Consider the following 19,460-nt stretch of genomic DNA (forward strand, 5'->3'; position numbering starts at 1 on the left):
TAGTGAGTGCCTGCATCTCGTGTGCCGGACTTAAAACTCTAATACCTGGTTTTAAAATTTGTGAATTACTTTCCGATACAAAGCATACGTTTTACGTTACCCATGTCGGCATCAGATACTAAGCTGGTTTGACCAAGGGCACGCTTACGTTTTGTCGACATCTTGGTTAAGATGTGGCTTTTGTATGCGTTTTTTCTTGCGATTTTACCTGTTCCAGTAAGCTTAAAGCGCTTTTTAGCACTGGAATTGGTTTTCATTTTTGGCATAACTCTATTTATTTGTGTTAGATATTAACGTTTCTCAACGTTTTATTTTTAGCATCTGCACATTTTTAATTTGCACATCTGCACATTCTCATTATTTTTTTGCTGCCTTAGGTGCAAGGGTTAAAAACATCCTTTTTCCTTCAAGCTTTGGTAACTGCTCTACTTTACCAACTTCTTCCAATGCCTGGGCAAAGCGAAGTAATAAGATCTCGCCTTGTTCTTTATAAACAATGGCACGACCTTTAAAGTGTACGTAGGCTCTTACCTTTTCTCCAGATTCCAAAAACTTAATGGCATGCTTTAATTTAAATTCAAAGTCATGGTCGTCAGTATTCGGTCCGAAACGAATCTCTTTAATAACCGTTTGCTTGGCATTACTTTTTATCTCTTTAAGCTTCTTCTTCTGCTCGTAAATAAACTTATTGTAATCAGTTACTTTACAAACGGGTGGTACAGCGTTTGGAGATATTTCAACCAGATCCAGTTCCTGCTCCTGCGCTATCGCAAGGGCATCTCTTAATGAGTAAACTCCCTGCTCAACATTATCACCTACAAGGCGAACTTCCTGAGCCCTAATGAATTGATTGATATTATGTTCAGCTTCTTTTTTCTTAAAAGGAAGCCTTGGTCCTCTATTGAAAGGTTTGTTTAATGCCAAGTTATACTGTTATTTCTTTAGTTATCTGTTCTTTAAAATCTTCAATGCTCATACTTCCCAAATCACCGGTACCATGTTTACGTACAGAAACCAAGCCTTCGGCAGCTTCTTTTTCGCCCACAACCAGCATGTAAGGGATTTTTTTAACTTCAGCATCACGTATCTTTCTGCCTATTTTCTCGTCCCTGAAGTCGATTAGCCCGCAAATATCGGAATCTTTTAATATATCAGAAACTTTTTTTGCATATTCTTCATATTTTTCTGATATGGGAAGTATAATGAACTGCTCTGGCGATAACCAAAGTGGAAAATTACCTGCGCAATGCTCAATTAATACCGCTATAAAGCGCTCCATCGAGCCAAACGGTGCCCTGTGAATCATTACCGGACGATGCTTTTGATTATCGCTGCCTGTATATTCCAGTTCAAAACGCTCAGGTAGGTTATAATCAACCTGAATAGTACCCAATTGCCACTTACGGCCAAGGGCATCCTTCACCATAAAATCAAGCTTAGGGCCATAAAATGCAGCCTCGCCATATTCTACAACTGTTGGTAAACCTTTTTCGGCTGCTGCTTCAATGATTGCATTTTCGGCAAGCGCCCAATTTTCGTCGGTACCTATATATTTAGCACGGTTTTCAGGATCACGTAATGATACCTGTGCTATGTAATTATCAAAGCCTAAAGCCTTAAATACATACAATACCAGGTCAATCACTTTTTTAAATTCATCTTTTACCTGGTCCGGGCGGCAAAACAAGTGGGCATCATCCTGAGTAAAGCCACGCACACGGGTTAAACCGTGCAACTCACCACTTTGCTCATAACGGTACACAGTACCAAATTCAGCAAAACGCACCGGCAGGTCTTTGTACGAACGTGGTTTTGTTTTATAGATCTCGCAGTGATGCGGGCAGTTCATCGGTTTAAGGAAAAACTCCTCTCCTTCCTGCGGTGTTTTTATCGGCTGGAATGAATCGGCGCCATATTTTTCGTAGTGGCCTGATGTTACATACAGGTTTTTATGACCGATATGCGGAGTAATTACCTGCTCGTAACCGGCTTTAACCTGTGCTTTTTGTAAAAAGGTTACCAACCGTTCGCGCAAGGCAGTGCCTTTAGGCAACCACAATGGTAGCCCCATGCCTACTTTTTCCGAAAAAGCAAACAACTCCAATTCTTTACCCAATTTGCGGTGATCGCGCTTTTTAGCTTCTTCGATCATGTGCAGGTATTCGGTAAGTTCGCTGGCTTTCGGGAAAGTAACACCATAAATACGGGTTAACTGCTTACGGGTTTCGTCACCACGCCAGTAGGCTCCGGCAACGCTCATCAGCTTAACCGCTTTTATAAAGCCTGTATTTGGAATATGTGGCCCACGGCACAGATCGGTAAAGTTACCCTGGGTATAAAAAGTAATAGAGCCGTCGGGCAAGTCCTTGATCAGGTCCAGTTTATACTCGTCACCTTTTTCAGTAAAATATTCAATAGCATCAGCCTTGCTCACCGGTTTACGGATGTATTCCTCTTTGGTTTTAGCAAGCTCGATCATTTTATCCTCGATCTGCTTAAACTCATCAGAAGATAAAACCTTGTCGCCAAAATCAACATCGTAATAAAAACCAGTTTCAATTGCCGGACCGATACCAAATTTAGTACCCGGATAAAGGGCTTCCAAAGCCTCGGCCATTAAGTGGGCTGATGAATGCCAGAAGGTTGATTTACCATCGGCGTCATTCCAGGTTAGTAATTTAACATGGGCATCCTGCTCAATAGGGCGGCTTGCATCCCAAACCTGGCCGTCAACTTCAGCTGCTAATACGTTACGTGCTAAACCTTCAGAAATCGACTGCGCGATTTGCATAGAAGAGATCCCCTTGTCATACTGACGAACGGATCCATCGGGAAGTGTAATGTTAATCATCTACAACTATGATTTAAAGTTTTATAAAATTACGTTTAAACGGTCACCTACAAAGTGACCCTCATTTTGTGGGTACAAAAATAGAATTTTAAATAGCATTTAGCATCATACCATTTTCAAAATTTTATTGAATGACATCAGAAGGAATTAATGTGTCGAAAACAAAAAATGGGTATTCTCATTTCCACACAAACTGGAAAATAAGAACACCCATTCGGCTTTTACAAATTAAGTCTATTTAAAAGCCTCGTTTGAAGGGTTGGAGTTAACCGACGTTTCTTTAACCTTAAACTCTATCGGCTGCCCAACAAGCGTAGTTTTTATGGAGAACGGAATTTTAATACCTCCGTTTATGCCCTCGTAATTACCAAATTCAACGGAGAGGTCATTCGCCCCTTCGATGGTTTGTTTAAGTTTCAACCCTGTTTTTTGGCTGTAATAATTATGAATATGAATATCGGTGCCTATGTTAACATCAACCTCATAAGCAAGTTCACCGTTTACTACGCGTAAAATAGGCTGCAACATCATATTTTGATTTATCCGCTCGTAATCAAGCTCCGGGAACGGGCGGCTTTTAAGTCTGATCATTTTTTTACCGGCATCATCCAGCTGTACGTCCCTGTTAACCTGCTTTGCTTTTATACTATCGCCATTAAGGGTAACATGAGATACAATCATGTTATTATATGATGGCACAATTGCTTCCTGGAAATACTTATCCGGCATTTTATATCGTGTTACCAATTGAACGTCTGCACCTTGTATATTACCTATCGCCGATGTTTGCAGATCACGAATATTCTTAAGCTTGTCGGAGCCTCCAATGGCATCTAAGTACGTTTTTATAACAGAACCTGCGGTTGTGCCCTGTGGTATTGGCAATCCGCTGTATGAGTTGTTTTCGGGATTAACATCGGGCAGACTATGATCAGGATCAATAGTTGCATAGGCAATTTTCGAGGTCGATTTGTATGGGAATGTCCAGGTATCACCACGCTGCCAGATCTCGGCCGGGAGTTTTACAATACCTGTTTTTCCATTTTCTTCCTTAATCGATATGGTAACAGGTAAGGCCATTTCCTCCAGGTTTTCGAGCGTGATCATAGCGCCTTTTGAAGCATCATTATCCGGGTACGAAATATCTTTTATACTCTGATCCACTTTCCAGGTAGTAAAAAACCATTCGTTCCAAAACCAGCTCAGGTCCTCGCCGGCAACATTATCCATCGTATGGAAAAAATCCCATGGAGTAGGGTGTTTAAAGGCCCAGCGTTTGATATAGGTTTTAAAAGCATAATCAAACCGTTCTTCGCCTAAAATTTGCTCGCGTAAAATGGTTAAGCCTAATGCCGGTTTTTCATAAGCTGCAACTGCTAAAAAATCTTCCTGTATCACATCCGGCGTATTCATAATGGCCTCGGCGCCGGGGCTAAACAAATAAGCGGCGTTTTTTTGCTGATCGGGCTTTTCATAATATTCGCCCTTGTTAAACACTTTGGTATCAACGTTATTCAAAAAGGTATTAAAACCTTCGTCCATCCAGGCGTACTTGCGCTCATTTGAGCCAACAATCATCGGGAACCAGTTATGGCCAAACTCATGGTTGGTAACTTCCCATAAGCCACCGTTTTGATTGTTTGAACCACAGAATACAATGCCGGGGTATTCCATCCCGCCAACTATTCCCGCCACATTGGTGGCAACAGGATAGGTATATTCAAACCATTTGTCGCTGTACAACTCAATGGCCGCTTTAACATATTCCGTCGAGCGGCCATATGAATTATTCCCTTTAGCCTCAACCGGATAAACCGACTGTGCCAATGCTTTTTTACCGCTTGGTAGATTGATCCGCGCAGCATCCCAAATAAAGGCTTTTGACGCAGCCCAGGCAACGTCACGTGCATTTTTGCACATAAAATGCCAGGTCAGCGTTGGCTTTTTAGGATAATCGTTATTGCGTAATATATCCGTTGAATCTTTAATAGTAACTGTTTTATCGCTTTTACGAGCTTCGGCCAAACGGTTTATGGTAGTTGGTGATAATACTTCGACAGGATTAAGCAACTCACCCGATCCTGCGACAACTAAACTTGCAGGCGCGGTGATGGTATAATCAAAATTGCCATACTCCAGGTAAAACTCACTTGCGCCAAGGTAAGGTATGGTATTCCAACCCGTTACATCGTCATAAACCTCCATGCGAGGATACCATTGCGCAATTTCATAGATCCAGCCGTTTTTTGTATGCTGGCGGCCCATCCTGTCGGTACCGTATTCGGGGATATCAAAACCATATTCTATTTTAATCTGCAATTTACTTCCGGCTGCACGTAATGAATCCTTCAGTTTTATCTGCATACGAGTATCGGTGATCAGGTAGTCGGCTTTCAGCGTTTTACCTTTATTAATGATATAAACCGATTTTATTTCGGCGCCTTTGGTATATGATTTATTCGCGAACCGGCCTCCTGAAACGTTGCTTGTAGCTTCGGCACGTGAATCTTCTTTATAAATATTCTGATCTACCTGGAGCCACAAAAAAGCAAGTGCATCGGGGCTGTTATTGGTATAGGTTATTAATGTACTGCCTTCTATACGATGTTTAGCAGTATCAAGCGTAACATCGAGTTTATAGTCGGCCCGGTTTTGCCAGTATTTTGGGCCCGGGGCACCACTGGCCAGCCTGAATTCGCCACCTCTTTCGGGGTAAAACATAGGGTTAAATACTTTATGCTGATCATACTTAGGGGGTGCCTGATCTGCATTTTGCGCTTTTACTTCGAGGGCATAAAAGCCTAAAACCAATAACAACGCGGCTTTGTAGAATTTCATTAACTGTGTTTTAATTGTGAGGGAAAGATATTAAAATATATTTGACTTGAAACGTAATTGCTTGGTTACGTAGTATCAGGTTCATTTTTTTATCGCAATAATGAATAAACTATTTCGCTAAAATCCCCGTTGATACAATGTTGCAAATCAATCCCTATTTTTTATATTTTTGCGGATGATTTACGGCACATATAGTCGTTGATCGCAGCCCTATAAATGGATATATCAGTTGTAGTACCTCTTTACGATGAAGTAGAATCATTACCCGAATTAACCTCATGGATTAGCCGGGTTATGGATGAAAACCGTTTTACTTACGAGATAGTTTTGGTTGACGATGGCAGCAAGGACGGATCATGGGAAATGATCAGGAAATTGCAAACCGGCAATCCGTTTATAAAAGGAATAAAATTCAGGCGTAATTACGGCAAATCGGCAGCCCTAAACACCGGCTTTATTGCAGCTAAAGGTAATGTTGTAATTACCATGGACGCCGACCTGCAAGATAGCCCTGATGAAATCCCGGAACTTTATCGTCGGATAACTGAAGAGAAATATGACCTTGTATCTGGCTGGAAAGCCAAAAGGCATGATCCGCTGAGTAAAACTATCCCGACCAAGCTATTCAACGCCGCCACCCGCAAAATGAGTGGGATAAATAACCTGCATGATTTTAATTGCGGTTTAAAGGCCTACCGTGGCGTAGTGGTTAAAAATATTGAAATTTACGGCGAAATGCACCGTTATATCCCGGTGCTGGCTAAGTGGGCTGGTTTTACCAAAATTGGCGAACAGGTTGTTGAACACCGCCCGCGTAAATACGGCAAAACCAAATTTGGTTTAAGTAGGTTCATCAATGGCTTTCTTGATCTGCTTTCTATATTTTTTGTAGGTAAATTTGGAAAGCGGCCTATGCACTTTTTTGGTTTGCTGGGCACATTGAGTTTTTTTACCGGTTTTTTTATAACAATTTGGATTATTGGTGAAAAACTGTACAACCTGGCTCACGGAATAACTGTGCGGCAACCTACCGATAACCCGTTGTTTTACATAGCATTGGTGGCAATCATATTAGGCTCCCAGTTGTTTTTGACTGGCTTTGTTGCCGAACTTGTATCGCGCAGCGCAAGTGAACGCAACCATTATCAAATTGAGGAAACAATTTAATTAGATTTGAGATGTTAGATATGGGATTTGAGACTTTTTGAAAACTCAACAAGAACACGAAGTCTCATATCTAACATCTCAAATCTCACATCTATCTACAAAACATGTTTTTTTCCATCATTATCCCTTTATATAACCGCCCGCAGGAGATCAAAGAGCTGCTGGAAACCTTAACCCTGCAAACGTACAGGGAATTTGAGGTGTTGGTTATTGAGGATGGTTCTGTAAATGATGCTGAAGCTATAGTAAATACATTTACTGATAAGCTTAACCTGCGGTATTTTAAAAAGCAAAACGAAGGACAGGGCTTTACCCGCAACTTTGGTTTTGAGCGCGCTAAAGGCGATTATTTTGTGATTTTTGATTCGGATTGTTTGATCCCTCCTGCCTATCTGCAAATTGTAAACGATTCCCTTGCAAAAAACTATCTTGATGCCTATGGCGGACCCGATGGCGCTCATGATTCTTTTACTCCTACACAAAAAGCCATAAGCTATTCTATGACCTCCCCTTTTACAACCGGCGGCATTCGTGGTAATAAAAAAGGTATAGGGCAGTTTCACCCGCGAAGCTTTAATATGGGTGTTTCGAGACAGGCCTGGGAAAAAGCCGGAGGTTTTATCATTACACGCCTTGGCGAAGATATTGAATACAGTATCAGGATCCATTCGCTCGGTTTTAAAATCGGGTTAATCCCCGATGCTATCGTTTACCATAAACGACGTACCAACTTTTACCAGTTTTATAAGCAATTACACTTTTTTGGAAGGGCGCGTATTAACATATCCAAATTTTTCCCTCAGGAGTTAAAGCTGGTCCATTTCTTCCCGGCGGCTTTTACAGCAGGAGTTATCCTTACCATTATATTAAACCTGTTTGGCTCGCCATTGGCAGTAGCAGGTAATTTTATACTGTTGATTTTCACTTTGTTAATTTTTTTCCATGCCTGGTGGAAAAATAAATCGGCAAAAATCGCATTTTTGAGCATTATAGCTGCCTTCACACAACTTATTGCCTACGGGTTAGGATTTATACAGGATTTTTGGAAGCGGAAAGTTTTAAGTAGATCATAAGCAATATGTACCACACCTTTTCTGTAGCGGAGACCATTAAAACCGCATGGAATATTTTAAAAAGAAATTTTGTACCGCTAGTGGTTTACTCTATCATATCGTTGTTTATAAACGAATTTGTTGAGTTTTTAAAGGCATTTATCATTGATAATGACGACCGCTTCATTGAGATAGGTTTTGTAATTGTACAGATGGTTGTGCAGTGTTTTATCGGTTTAAGTTTTTACAAACTGATACTCACGCTTATCGACAAAGAGTATTACGAATTTGAATTCAAAGACATTTTGCCATCGTTCAAAATGACCTTCAACTTCGTGATCATAGGTATAATAACGGCGTTCTTTGTAGCTACTTTGGTTTTTTTATACGTATTGGCCAAACGCAACATTGGGTACGACAGCATTTTTGAGGTTATTGAGCTGCTGTTTATTCTTTATATAAGCCTCAGGTGCATCTTTTGTATTTGTTTCATTGTTGATGACGATTCATCGCCTATTGAATCGTTGCGTCAAAGCTTTGAGATCACAAAAGACAATTTCTTCAAAACTTTAGGCGTTTTTGCTATAATTATACTGATACTGGTTGCCGTATTACTACCTGTAGTAGCTACGATGGGCTTATTTGGTTTTGACCAGGAAAAAGATGGTTTTGCATTCAGGCTTGCATTTTATTGCTGGTTCATTCTTTGCTTTCCTTTTACCCAGGTGATCATTATGGTTACTTACCGTAAACTGGTTTACAGCCATCAGGATGTGGACGATGACCTATCTGAAACCAATTAAAAATGGGATTTAAATCTGCATTAAGTAAAGTATTTGCGGCCTTTGTTAATCGGGAATTAAATAAGGTGCGTAAAAACGCGGTTTCCTTTCAACAAAAGGCGTTTACAGATCTGGTACATGCAGCCAAAAACACCAGTTTCGGCAAAGATCATCAGTTTGAAAAGATCAATAATTACGAAGATTTTAAGCGATTGGTGCCTGTACATGACTATGAAGACCTTCGCCCCTATATCGACCGACTGGTTAATGGTGAGGAGGATGTACTATGGCCCGGCAAACCTGCTTACCTTGCTAAAACATCAGGCACAACATCAGGTGTAAAATATATTCCCATCTCCAAAGAAAGCATGCCTGAGCATATCAAAGCGGCACGAAATGCTTTGCTAAGCTATATACATGAAACGGGTAATGCTGATTTTGTAGATGGCAAATTAATATTCCTCCAGGGCAGCCCAATCTTAGCCGAAAAGCATGGTATCTCAACGGGCAGGCTTTCTGGTATAGTTGCGCATCATGTTCCGGCCTATCTGCAAAAAAACAGGTTGCCGGCCTACGAAACCAATTGCATTGAAGATTGGGAGCAAAAAGTTGATGCCATTGTAGACGAAACCTTTAATGAAGATATGCGCCTCATCAGCGGGATCCCACCCTGGTGCCAGATGTATTTCGACAGGCTTTCGGCCAAAGCAGGTGGCAAAAAGATAAAAGACATATTCCCAAACTTTAAGCTTTATGTTTACGGCGGTGTCAATTACGAACCTTACCGTGCCCGTATAGAAGAGAGCATTGGCTTTAAGATCGATTCGATAGAAACCTACCCTGCATCCGAAGGCTTTATTGCGTTCCAGGACTCGCAGAAAGAAAAAGGGCTTTTATTGTTGGTTGATTCAGGAATCTTTTACGAATTTATCCCATCGGAAGAATATTTTAATGAAAATCCAACCCGCATCAATATTAAAGATGTAGAGCTGAACAAAAACTATGCGCTCATCATGAATACCAGCGCAGGTTTATGGGGATATAGCATAGGTGATACTGTTAAATTTATTTCGAAAGATCCGTATCGTATTATTGTAACCGGTCGTATCAAGCATTACATATCTGCTTTTGGCGAACATGTCATAGGCGAAGAAGTAGAGCACGCCTTGATGAGCGTGGCTAAGGAAGAAGGTATCGACGTGGTTGAATTTACGGTTGCACCTCAGGTTAACCCGCCGGCAGAACAATTGCCTTACCACGAGTGGTTTATCGAATTCGGCACAGCCCCGGTGGATCTTCAGGCTTTCGCCATAAAAGTGGATAAAGCGCTCCAGAATAAAAATATTTACTATTTTGACCTGATTGAAGGTAACATTTTGCAACCTTTGGTAATCCAAAGCCTGCAAAAAGATGCCTTTATCAATTACATGAGGGCTGAAGGTAAACTTGGCGGGCAAAACAAAGTACCACGGCTATCAAACGACAGGAAGATTGCCGAAGGATTAAAGAGTTTTATAAAATAAAGATACTTGAGTAACCAAATAAAAAACATTGCCATCCTTGGCTCAACAGGCAGCATCGGTACACAAACACTTGATGTTATAAGGTGGAACAGCAATTTATTCAGGGCGTTTTTGCTCACAGCACATTCCAATGCCGATTTGCTCATTAGCCAGGCTATTGAGTTTGTGCCCGAATATGCCATTATCTGCGATCAAAACAAATACCAGGAAGTTAAAGAGGCTTTGGCGCACTTACCAATACAGGTGCTTGCCGGTCATCAGGCTATCATCGACACAGTAACCCACCCCGAAATTGCGGTTGTGCTGACTGCTATGGTGGGCTTTGCCGGTCTTGAACCAACAATTGCCGCTATTAAAGCAGGGAAAGATATTGCCCTTGCCAACAAAGAAACATTAGTTGTTGCCGGCGATATAATAACAGCATTGGCGAAACAACATGGGGTTCAAATTTTACCGGTAGATTCGGAACATTCAGCAATATTTCAAAGCCTTGTTGGCGAGGACTATAAATCGATAGAAAAGCTGATCATCACGGCTTCTGGCGGCCCATTTCGTGGCCGTGGTCTGGATTTCTTAGCAAACGTTACCCGCGAGGATGCGCTTAAACATCCAAACTGGGTAATGGGCGCCAAAATCACTATCGATTCGGCATCCCTCATGAATAAGGGGCTTGAAGTTATCGAAGCCAAATGGTTATTTGATGTTGAAACCGATCAGATTGAAGTAGTAGTTCATCCGCAATCTATTATTCACTCACTGGTGCAATTCAGGGATGGATCAATTAAGGCTCAATTAGGCTTGCCCGATATGAAGCTGCCTATACAGTACGCCCTCACCTATCCTAACCGGATCGAAACTAATTTTAAACGTTTCAGTTTTACCGATTACCCTAATCTCAGTTTTGAAAAACCGGATATGGAAACTTTCCGTAATCTAAGTTTGGCGTACGCTGCTTTAAAACAGGGAGGTAACATGCCTTGCATTATCAATGCAGCAAATGAGGTAGCGGTTGCAGGCTTCCTTGATCGTAAAATTGGCTTTTTAACTATGAGCGGTATCATTGAAGAGTGTATGCAGAAAATAAATTTTATCGCAAACCCAACCCTAACCGACTATTTGAATACTGACAAAGAAACACGCATCTTTGCGCAAAATTACATACAACAACTACCTTCAAAAACATTACAATTTTAATATTACATAGATATAGATAATGAGTATAGTGATCATGGTGGGCCAGCTTATACTGGGCCTTTCAATTTTGATAATCCTGCATGAACTGGGGCATTTCCTGGCAGCACGGGCCTTTGGCATTAAGGTAGAAAAATTCTACCTGTTTTTTGATGCCTGGAACGTGAGCCTGTTTAAATTTACATATAAAGGCGTTGAGTACGGCATTGGCTGGTTACCATTAGGGGGCTATGTTAAAATTGCCGGAATGATTGATGAATCGATGGATACTGAGCAAATGGCTGGTCCGCCGCAACCCTGGGAGTTTCGTTCAAAACCGGCCTGGCAGCGCCTTATTGTAATGCTTGGCGGTGTTACGGTAAATGTTATACTGGGAATCTTGATATTCTGGGTGCTAACCATGCGTTTTGGCGATAGCTATATCCCTAATTCTGCGGCAAAATACGGTATTGTACCTGGCGAAGTAGGCAAAAAAATAGGCCTTCAAATTGGCGACAAGGTTGTTGCTATCAATGGCAAACCATTTGAACGTTTTGATGATCTTACAAGCCCGCAGGTACTATTGGATAATACTGTATTTACAGTGTTGCGCGGCACTCAAACTTTGCAGATCAGTATTCCGCGTACAATCCTTAACGATTTGAACGATCATGACATAGAAGGCTTCATCAGCCGCCTGCCCCGTGCTAAGTTCATTGTTGATTCATTGGAGCCAGGTAGTAACGCAGTAAAAGCAGGTTTAAAAAAAGGCGACAGCATTGTGATGGCAAACGACCATCCAATTGTATTTTGGGACGAGTTGCAAGCTCAGCTATCTGCCAATAAAGGCAAGCAGGTTGAACTGGGTATTAAACGCAATCATGAACTGGTTACCTTAAAAGCACAGGTTACACCGGAAGGTAAGCTTGGTTTCTATCGTGCAAAAAGTGATTTCCCGGATATTAAAACCATAAAATATGGCTTTTTCGAAGCTTTCCCTATAGGAGCGCAAAGAGCTTGGGGAACTTTCAGGGATAATGCCAAAGGTATCGGAAAGATTTTCAGGGGTGATGTTAACCCGGGCAAAGCAGTAAGCGGACCGGTAGCTATAGCCAACCTGTTTGGCGGTACTGTTGATTGGGTTCACTTTTGGACGCTTGTAGGCTTCCTGTCGATGGTATTGGCGCTGATGAACTTATTACCTATTCCTGCGCTTGACGGCGGTCATGCAGTTTTCCTGATTATAGAAATGATTAAAGGCAAACCGTTAAGCGATAAATTCCTTGAGCGTGCACAGATTGTAGGTTTTGTAATTTTAGTTACCCTGATGGTATTTGTTTTTGGAAACGATATTGTAAAGCTGGTAATGAAGAAGTGATTTAGAGATTAGAGATTAGTTGCCTCCCAAGCATATATAAAAGAAAGGCCTTTTAATTACTGAAAGGCCTTTCTTTTATTATATGAATTTATCAATTAATTGAATAGCTGTACCAATCTATTAACTTTAAGCTCTGTGCATTCTGCATTTAGCTTGTTTTATACTGCCGGATCAGTTGGCTTTGGGCTTTCATAATTATCAGATACCGTATCAAATGGAGATCGTTCGTTTTTAAATATCGCTGCCGAAATGAGGCTTACAATTGTTCCGAAAAGGATATAAATAAAAACAACGCCTACTACAGCAAAAATTGCAAAATATTTACGGGTCATATTCATGGCCGCATCTATTTGGTCCTGGCTTAATTTGCCGTCTTCGGTCATCTTTTTCTGTGATGCATCCATGATCTTTGTTACCATGTCCGGACTTAATATGGTGTAGTATACATATGTAAATATGGCTATAAATACACCGGTGAAGATAGCATACAGAAAACCTGATAAAAAGCCCTCTCCGTAAGTAAGGTAACCGCCAAGCTGATCTTTATATTCCTTTTGAGTAAGAAACAGGAACGCCAGGAAAGGCAAAAAGCTAAGGTATTTAAGAGATGAATTTGGGTCGAGATCCAAAAACTGGAATGCGTAAGTTATGACTACTGAAGCTATCAGATTGATCAATGCCCACTTCAGGGCTGGTTGCGATGGGCTCGCTTTTTTTACTTCCATGATATAGGTTGTTTAGTGTTTGGTTAAAATTAACCAATAATATTATATCATGTACATCTTTATTTTAAACCCAAAGAGTTTTAATAACAAAGCAGGCCTTTCAAAATCCGAAAAGCCTGCTTTGTTATTGGTTTAACTGTTTTGCTGTTATGAAGCCGAACCGGCTGGTTCCCGCTTAAAAAATGCTGCAAAAATTATTGACAGAACGAACAGAAATATAATGCTGATCCCCAACGACTGAATTTGTTGCCCGATAGTAACGGTTTTTTCGGCGTCAAAAGCTTTCTTCATTTCCACTATTTTTGCGTCAGCTTCCTTCTTTTCCTCCGGTTTGGTTGTTTCATCCTTTAATTTATTGAGGGCGCTAACCATAGCTGTCTCCGTTTTTTGAACCATATTGGGTTCAACTATCTTAGCAAAAAACTGGTCTTTAATAATAAAAACCATTAGGTATGAAACAAAAAACATGATAAAAATCCCGGTACCTGCCTGCCTCATTGTCCATAGCCCACCTATTTTTTTTCGCAGGCTTAATGAAAACAAAGCTGCAGCACTTAGAGGCAGCAGGTATGAAAACACCATTGATCCAAAAGTGATGATCACGGCCGATTTAGCAACTGTAACCATAAAATAAAAGTAAATAATGCTTATGGCCGATATTACCAGCCCTAAGAATACTCCTTTAATCAATCCTTGCTTCTTTATCTCTTTATCTGTTTCTTGACTCATTTGTTGGTTTATATTACTTAAACGCTGTGTGTATTATTAAAAATTAACCAGGATCTCTAAAACTGCCATATCGAATTCCTTGTTGATGGCATTGTCGGCAATTTCTTTTATCTCTTCATCAGAAGGATCTATGTTCTGGAAAAAGCACATCATTGGGTAAAACAATTCTTTAAGTTCTGAATCTTCAGGAAGTGTTTTTGCCACCTTGCTGATTTCAGATACCGGGCTTTCAATCAGGATTTGATTGGCAATTACAGGCTCATAAATACGGTACTCGTCCTGGAACTCATCTTCATCAACCAGTAAAAATTCCTTCAGGTAATCTTCAAGTTCAGGTTCAATATCTTCGTCTTCACACTCATTCAGGTACAGTAAAAGATTAAGGAGTTCGGTACCACGATCAAGGGTTTCTTCTTCAATACTCTCCCATTCCGGCGTATCAAGATAATCTTCTTCCAGCTTTTTAACGTCGGCACTAAAGAAGTTGATCATTAACAGGTCGAAGAAGATTTCGCGAAGTTCTTCAACCTCCGGGTTTTCATCAAAAACCGCGTCCAATTCATCCACTTTTGATAAAAAATCTTCGTCGGATGCAAAAACGTCAGCAAACTCGTCGGTTAACTGGGTTGCGTCAAAGCTGTTGTATTTTGAAAAGGCCTCAAGCGCTGCTATAAAGGCATTTTCTATTTTAGGATCGATCATAGGTATGTTATTTAAAGATTTGTTGATTGTTGTAAGTTAACAATACTTTACCTTTTAAACGCTGCCCAATGTAAGGCGAGTTTGCAGATTTAGATTTGTTATTGATCGCTGTATACTCCCATTCAGCATCAGTATCAAGAATTACCAGGTTTGCCTTTTCATTTTCGGCAATAACAGGCAGTTCAACACCAAGTATTTCGCGGGGATTGATGGCCAGTTTTTCAACTATAAGCTCAACAGGTAAGCCGGCTTTTAAAGCCAGGGAAAACGCCGTTTGCAGGCCCACCATACCGTATTCGGCAACCTCAAACTCCACATCTTTAAATTCAATTTCGTGTGGGGTATGTTGCGATACAATAGCGTCGATGGTGCCATCTTTTAAACCTTTTACAAGTGCCGCAACGTCATCGGCAGTGCGTAATGGGGGTTTAACTTTATACAAGCTGTCGAAACCTAAAAGGGCCTCATCAGTCAACACTAAATGATGTGCGGCAACATCGCAGGTAACTTCAATACCTTTGCGCTTAGCCTCACGGATCAATTCGACCGAACGGGCTGTTGATATGGTTGTAAAATGGATGCGCGATACCGTGTACTCTGCTAGATAGAGATCGCGGGCAACCATCAGTTCTTCTGCCAATGCAGGAATGCCTTTCATGCCAAGCAGTGTACTGATCTCGCCCTCATTAACTTTTGCTTTACCTGCTATTGCAGTATCTTCAGGATAAGAGAAAACCAATGCGTCAAAGCCCTGTGCATACAGTAAAGCTCTTTCCATTAAACCGGCATCCTGTACAGGGCGACTACCATCGGTAAAAGCTTTGGCACCGCTTTGGTACATATCGTACATTTCGGCAAGGTCTTTTCCTTCTCGTTTTTGAGATATAGTACCCAAAGGATAAACATCAACCAGGTTACCTTTTGACCGGTTCAACAGATATTCAACTTCCGACTTGGAATGCACCGGCGGCTGGGTATTAGGCATTAGTGCTATGCCGGTAAAACCTCCGGCTGCCGCAGCTACTGTACCGGAGCGAAGATCCTCCTTGGTTTCAAGGCCCAGCTCGCCTACATTACAGTTAAGATCAAAAAAACCGGGCGAAACATATTTACCTTCGGCATCAAATAGTTCGGCGTCGGCATCAATGTTGTCGGCTATGCGGGTGATAACACCTTTTTCAATTAAAATATCGGCAACTTGTTGATGAAAGGATGATCCGGGATCAAGAATAGTGGCTGATTTGATAAGCAAATTCATTAGCACTGCTTTATGTGTGGATTTGTATCGATCTATCCCGCCTGAATAACACCCTGTTGATCAGGCTTGTAAAATCTGATTAACAATATTTCTGCAAGCAGGAAGATCAGCGCCAAAATTATACAAAGTTTCCATAATTGTGTGCCAAAATTTGATTCGGCAACAACACTTTTTAACGAACCGTTTCCTGCTGTTAATAAGGGCTTTGCATTTGGCAGTATTTTTTCGAGATCGACCGCTGTAAAATAACTCATATCTGATTCGGCCCGGCTGTCATTAAAAGCAAGTGTTGCCAGTGTGCTATCCTGCTTCCTGAGTGAATAAATTCCAGGTTCATTTAATTGATCGGAAACATATAACAGTGTACTCCCCGCCTGCTGCCTTATATCAGGGATAATGCTTTGATTGCCTTTGGTGAGTTTTAGCAATTGTTTTTCGGTAGTTTGCACAGGCGGCACCTCAAAATTTTCATCGGTACCAAGGGTATAAAACAAGGGTTGGTCATGCCCGCTTAATAATGCCATTCTGAAAAGTGTTGGTACAAACAAAGCATGCCGGGGCAGGTTACTAAAATCTTCGTTAAGTGGCACAGCACACATGTAAACATTCCCTTTTCCGCTGCTGTAACCCTCCCAAAAAGCTTCGCCTGTAGCAAGATTCATCAGGCTTTCCTGTTTAACGCCGCTTTTACTTAGCTGATAGTATTTTTTAACAGACGGCAGATCGGGGTTTTGAGGAAAACTTTCAAACACGTTCTTAAATACCGGGCTTTGCCTGTTAATGGAAGCTACTTTTACATCCTGGGTTACCAGTTTTTCAGGATATCCTGTATTTAAGGCTAATAAAAATGATTTATAATTAGCCAGATCAGCATCGACCGATGGGAATACAACCAGTGTCCCCCCTTTTGTTACGTATGTTCTCAGTTGTTGTGCCAGCCCGGTGGCGATAGTTTTAACATCGCTAATAATTACTATAGGATAATTATTAAGCGCAGCATAGTCAACACCGCCGTCTGTTACACGGGTTGCGGCAAAGAAAGTATCTGAAGCAAAAACTGCTTTCAGATAAGGATTTACCATCCCACCGTCTATCAGCAAAACCGGCATTTGCTGTTTCACATTAAAACTGAAGTAAAACTGGTTATCAAAGGTAACCGGGTTATCCTGTAACTGAATTTCGCCGCGTTGCCATCCGGGCTTTAAACCCGAAAATGATAAGGTGTCGTTTTGAACTTGACGGGCATTGATGCTAAAACTGCCAAGCGCCTTTTGCTCACCATTGATCAATATTTTAAGGGGGATCTTTTCGGCTTTTTCCATAGCATAATTATGCAGGCGAACAACCAGTTTCTCACTTTCGGCCGGGCGATGTACCGCGCTAAGCAACCACGCCGAATCAACTGCAACATTGGGCAGATTTCCGGCTTTGAGCTGAACAAGGTTTACGGTAATATTACTATCAGCTTTAACAGGTTTATCGTTTTTGTTTTTTTGAAAATCAGAAATAATGAATACCGATTTAGCAGCACCTATCTGATTTTCCAATAAGTTTTCCTGCCTGCTGATAACCTGTTGCAGGTTTCGGCTTTGCGAGTTTACCTTAACTGCATCAACCGCATCATTAAATTCATCCCGGCTCAGCAATCGTTGATGTTTACCTTCAAAATCCTGTGTGAGTAATTGAAAGCGGTCGTTGATATTATAAGCCGAAGCAATTTCTTTTGCGCGGCGTTTAGCTTCATCAAGTAATGAACCTTCACGGTTTAGGGTTTCCATGGAGTAGGAATTGTCCACAAAAATGCTGATTACCTGCTGTTTGGCCGCATTTGGATTGTGAGCATTGGGTATATATGGACGGGCAAATGCCAATATCAGGAACAGTAAACCAAGTAAACGCGAAGCTAATATCAATCGCTCTTTTAAATTGCGGCTCGAGGCCTGCTGTTCCTGCACCTCTTTCAAAAACTGTACATTACTAAAGTATACCTTTTTGTATTTACGAAAATTGAACAGATGGATCACAACCGGGATAGCCAGGCTCAGCAATGCGAATAAAAAAGCGGGATATAAAAAATACATATTTTATATAGGCGGTTGTGCTGTTTACAAATGTGCTAATTTTTTAAATATGCAGGTGTGCAAATTTCAGATGTGCAGATGCTATTCTAGCTATTTCATGACAACATTTTAAAACCATACTTTCATAAGCTCCCCCTTTCAAATCATGTATAAATAAATATATTTGGTGCATACATCAATCTACTTTAAAAAAAATGGAATACAGAAGATTAGGCGAAAGTAAACTAAGCGTATCGGCAATAACTTTTGGAGCATGGGCAGCAGGCGGCTGGATGTGGGGTGGCAATGATGACCAGGAAGCTATAGATGCTATGCGTGCTGCCTACGACCTTGGCATAACCTCTATTGATACCGCTCCTGTTTACGGACAAGGCAAAAGCGAAGAACTTGTTGGCAAAGCGATAAAAGACCTCCCCCGCGATAAGGTACAGATATTAACTAAATATGGTTTACGCTGGGACCTCGCAAAAGGCGAGTTCTTTTTCAAGAGTAAAGACAACAGCGGGAAGGATATTGATGTATATCGATATGCAGGTAAAGATAGCATCATCTCAGAGTGTGAAAGCAGTCTTAAGCGCCTTGGCACCGATTATATCGACCTATACCAGATTCATTGGTCGGACAAAACTACGCCCATCGATGAAACCATGGAAGCTATTTTACGCTTGCAGGAACAGGGTAAAATTCGCGAAGCAGGCGTTTGTAATTACGATGTAAGTCAAATGCATATCGCTGCCAAAACCATTAAACTGGCTGCAAACCAGGTTCCGTTTAGTATGGTAAACCGGGGCATTGAAGATGAGTTAATTCCTTACTGTATCGAGAACAGGAAAGCAATACTGGCCTACAGCCCGCTTGAACGCGGTTTATTGACCGGCAAAATGAAACCTGGCCAAAATTTCGGTGAAGGGGATCACCGTGCAGGCGTTAAATACTTTAAAGATCAAAATATTGAACGTATCAATGCTTTCCTTGCCAAAATAAAACCGCTGGCCGATGAAAAAGGTGCAACTTTAGGGCAATTGGTTATCCGTTGGACGATCAATCATCCAGGTATAACTGTTGCGCTGGTTGGCGCCCGTAATGCTGAGCAGTCTATCCAGAATGCTAAGGCTATCAATATCCATATCAACGGAGAAGAAATGGAATTTATCAATAACCAGTTAAGTGACCTGGAAATTGTAGGTTAAACCCAAGTATTTTT

Annotated in this window: 16 protein-coding genes; 7 read left to right on the plus strand and 9 right to left on the minus strand. The window is 41.1% G+C overall.

From position 1 onward, the window contains the following. Positions 1–65: 65 nt before the first annotated feature. The 4 genes from rpmI to ACEN9X_RS27340 all read right to left on the minus strand — a co-directional run bounded on the left by rpmI (position 66) and on the right by ACEN9X_RS27340 (position 5,689). On the minus strand, positions 66–266 hold the full coding sequence (gene rpmI / locus ACEN9X_RS27325; protein WP_090525627.1) for a 50S ribosomal protein L35: 201 nt from the start codon (positions 264–266) through the stop codon (positions 66–68). A 91-nt stretch (positions 267–357) separates the two neighbouring features. Then, positions 358–924 (minus strand): translation initiation factor IF-3, encoded by a 567-nt coding sequence (infC, locus tag ACEN9X_RS27330; RefSeq protein WP_091207084.1) that lies wholly within the window; start codon positions 922–924, stop codon positions 358–360. Between the two features lies 1 nt (position 925). Continuing rightward, on the minus strand, positions 926–2,851 hold the full coding sequence (thrS, locus tag ACEN9X_RS27335) for a threonine--tRNA ligase (RefSeq protein WP_413668145.1): 1,926 nt from the start codon (positions 2,849–2,851) through the stop codon (positions 926–928). Positions 2,852–3,085: 234 nt separating this feature from the next. Next, complete coding sequence (locus ACEN9X_RS27340) at positions 3,086–5,689, minus strand: M1 family metallopeptidase (RefSeq protein WP_413668146.1); 2,604 nt, start codon at positions 5,687–5,689, stop codon at positions 3,086–3,088. A 216-nt stretch (positions 5,690–5,905) separates the two neighbouring features. Here ACEN9X_RS27340 and ACEN9X_RS27345 point away from each other — a divergent pair, with 216 nt between their 5' ends. The 6 genes from ACEN9X_RS27345 (at position 5,906) to rseP (ending at position 12,761) form a co-directional block, all read left to right on the plus strand. Next, on the plus strand, positions 5,906–6,856 hold the full coding sequence (locus ACEN9X_RS27345; RefSeq protein ID WP_413668147.1) for a glycosyltransferase family 2 protein: 951 nt from the start codon (positions 5,906–5,908) through the stop codon (positions 6,854–6,856). 104 nt (positions 6,857–6,960) lie between these two features. After that, the gene (locus ACEN9X_RS27350) at positions 6,961–7,929 is read left to right on the plus strand and encodes a glycosyltransferase (protein ID WP_413668148.1); all 969 of its coding nucleotides are present in this window, start codon (positions 6,961–6,963) and stop codon (positions 7,927–7,929) included. Positions 7,930–7,934: 5 nt separating this feature from the next. Then, positions 7,935–8,711, plus strand: a complete 777-nt coding sequence (locus ACEN9X_RS27355) for a glycerophosphoryl diester phosphodiesterase membrane domain-containing protein (RefSeq protein ID WP_413668149.1) — start codon at positions 7,935–7,937, stop codon at positions 8,709–8,711. Between the two features lie 2 nt (positions 8,712–8,713). Continuing rightward, on the plus strand, positions 8,714–10,213 hold the full coding sequence (locus ACEN9X_RS27360; protein WP_413668150.1) for a GH3 auxin-responsive promoter family protein: 1,500 nt from the start codon (positions 8,714–8,716) through the stop codon (positions 10,211–10,213). A 6-nt stretch (positions 10,214–10,219) separates the two neighbouring features. After that, positions 10,220–11,407: a 1-deoxy-D-xylulose-5-phosphate reductoisomerase gene (locus tag ACEN9X_RS27365; protein ID WP_413668151.1), complete on the plus strand. Its 1,188-nt coding sequence runs from the start codon at positions 10,220–10,222 to the stop codon at positions 11,405–11,407. Between the two features lie 19 nt (positions 11,408–11,426). Then, a complete protein-coding gene (rseP, locus tag ACEN9X_RS27370; RefSeq protein ID WP_413668152.1) occupies positions 11,427–12,761 on the plus strand; it encodes an RIP metalloprotease RseP in 1,335 nt (444 codons plus the stop codon). A 158-nt stretch (positions 12,762–12,919) separates the two neighbouring features. On the opposite strand, the gene ACEN9X_RS27375 is transcribed toward rseP, so the two are convergent. From ACEN9X_RS27375 to ACEN9X_RS27395, 5 genes are all read right to left on the minus strand, one after another. Then, positions 12,920–13,486 carry a DUF4199 domain-containing protein gene (locus ACEN9X_RS27375; protein WP_413668153.1) on the minus strand — a complete coding sequence of 189 codons (567 nt, stop codon included), beginning with the start codon at positions 13,484–13,486 and terminating at the stop codon, positions 12,920–12,922. Positions 13,487–13,633: 147 nt separating this feature from the next. Beyond that, positions 13,634–14,215 carry a DUF4199 domain-containing protein gene (locus tag ACEN9X_RS27380; RefSeq protein ID WP_413668154.1) on the minus strand — a complete coding sequence of 194 codons (582 nt, stop codon included), beginning with the start codon at positions 14,213–14,215 and terminating at the stop codon, positions 13,634–13,636. Positions 14,216–14,251: 36 nt separating this feature from the next. After that, the gene (locus tag ACEN9X_RS27385) at positions 14,252–14,917 is read right to left on the minus strand and encodes a hypothetical protein (protein ID WP_413668155.1); all 666 of its coding nucleotides are present in this window, start codon (positions 14,915–14,917) and stop codon (positions 14,252–14,254) included. A 7-nt stretch (positions 14,918–14,924) separates the two neighbouring features. Further along, a complete protein-coding gene (locus tag ACEN9X_RS27390; protein ID WP_413668156.1) occupies positions 14,925–16,175 on the minus strand; it encodes a dihydroorotase in 1,251 nt (416 codons plus the stop codon). A gap of 32 nt (positions 16,176–16,207) precedes the next feature. Then, entirely contained in the window at positions 16,208–18,256 is a 2,049-nt protein-coding gene (locus tag ACEN9X_RS27395; RefSeq protein ID WP_413668157.1) for a BatA domain-containing protein, read from the minus strand. Between the two features lie 194 nt (positions 18,257–18,450). On the opposite strand from ACEN9X_RS27395, the gene ACEN9X_RS27400 reads away from it, so the two are divergent. Next, positions 18,451–19,446: an aldo/keto reductase gene (locus ACEN9X_RS27400; protein WP_413668158.1), complete on the plus strand. Its 996-nt coding sequence runs from the start codon at positions 18,451–18,453 to the stop codon at positions 19,444–19,446. Positions 19,447–19,460: the final 14 nt, after the last annotated feature.

Source organism: Mucilaginibacter sp. Mucisp86 (genome assembly GCF_047324315.1).
In the GTDB taxonomy this organism is placed as follows: Bacteria; Bacteroidota; Bacteroidia; order Sphingobacteriales; family Sphingobacteriaceae; genus Mucilaginibacter.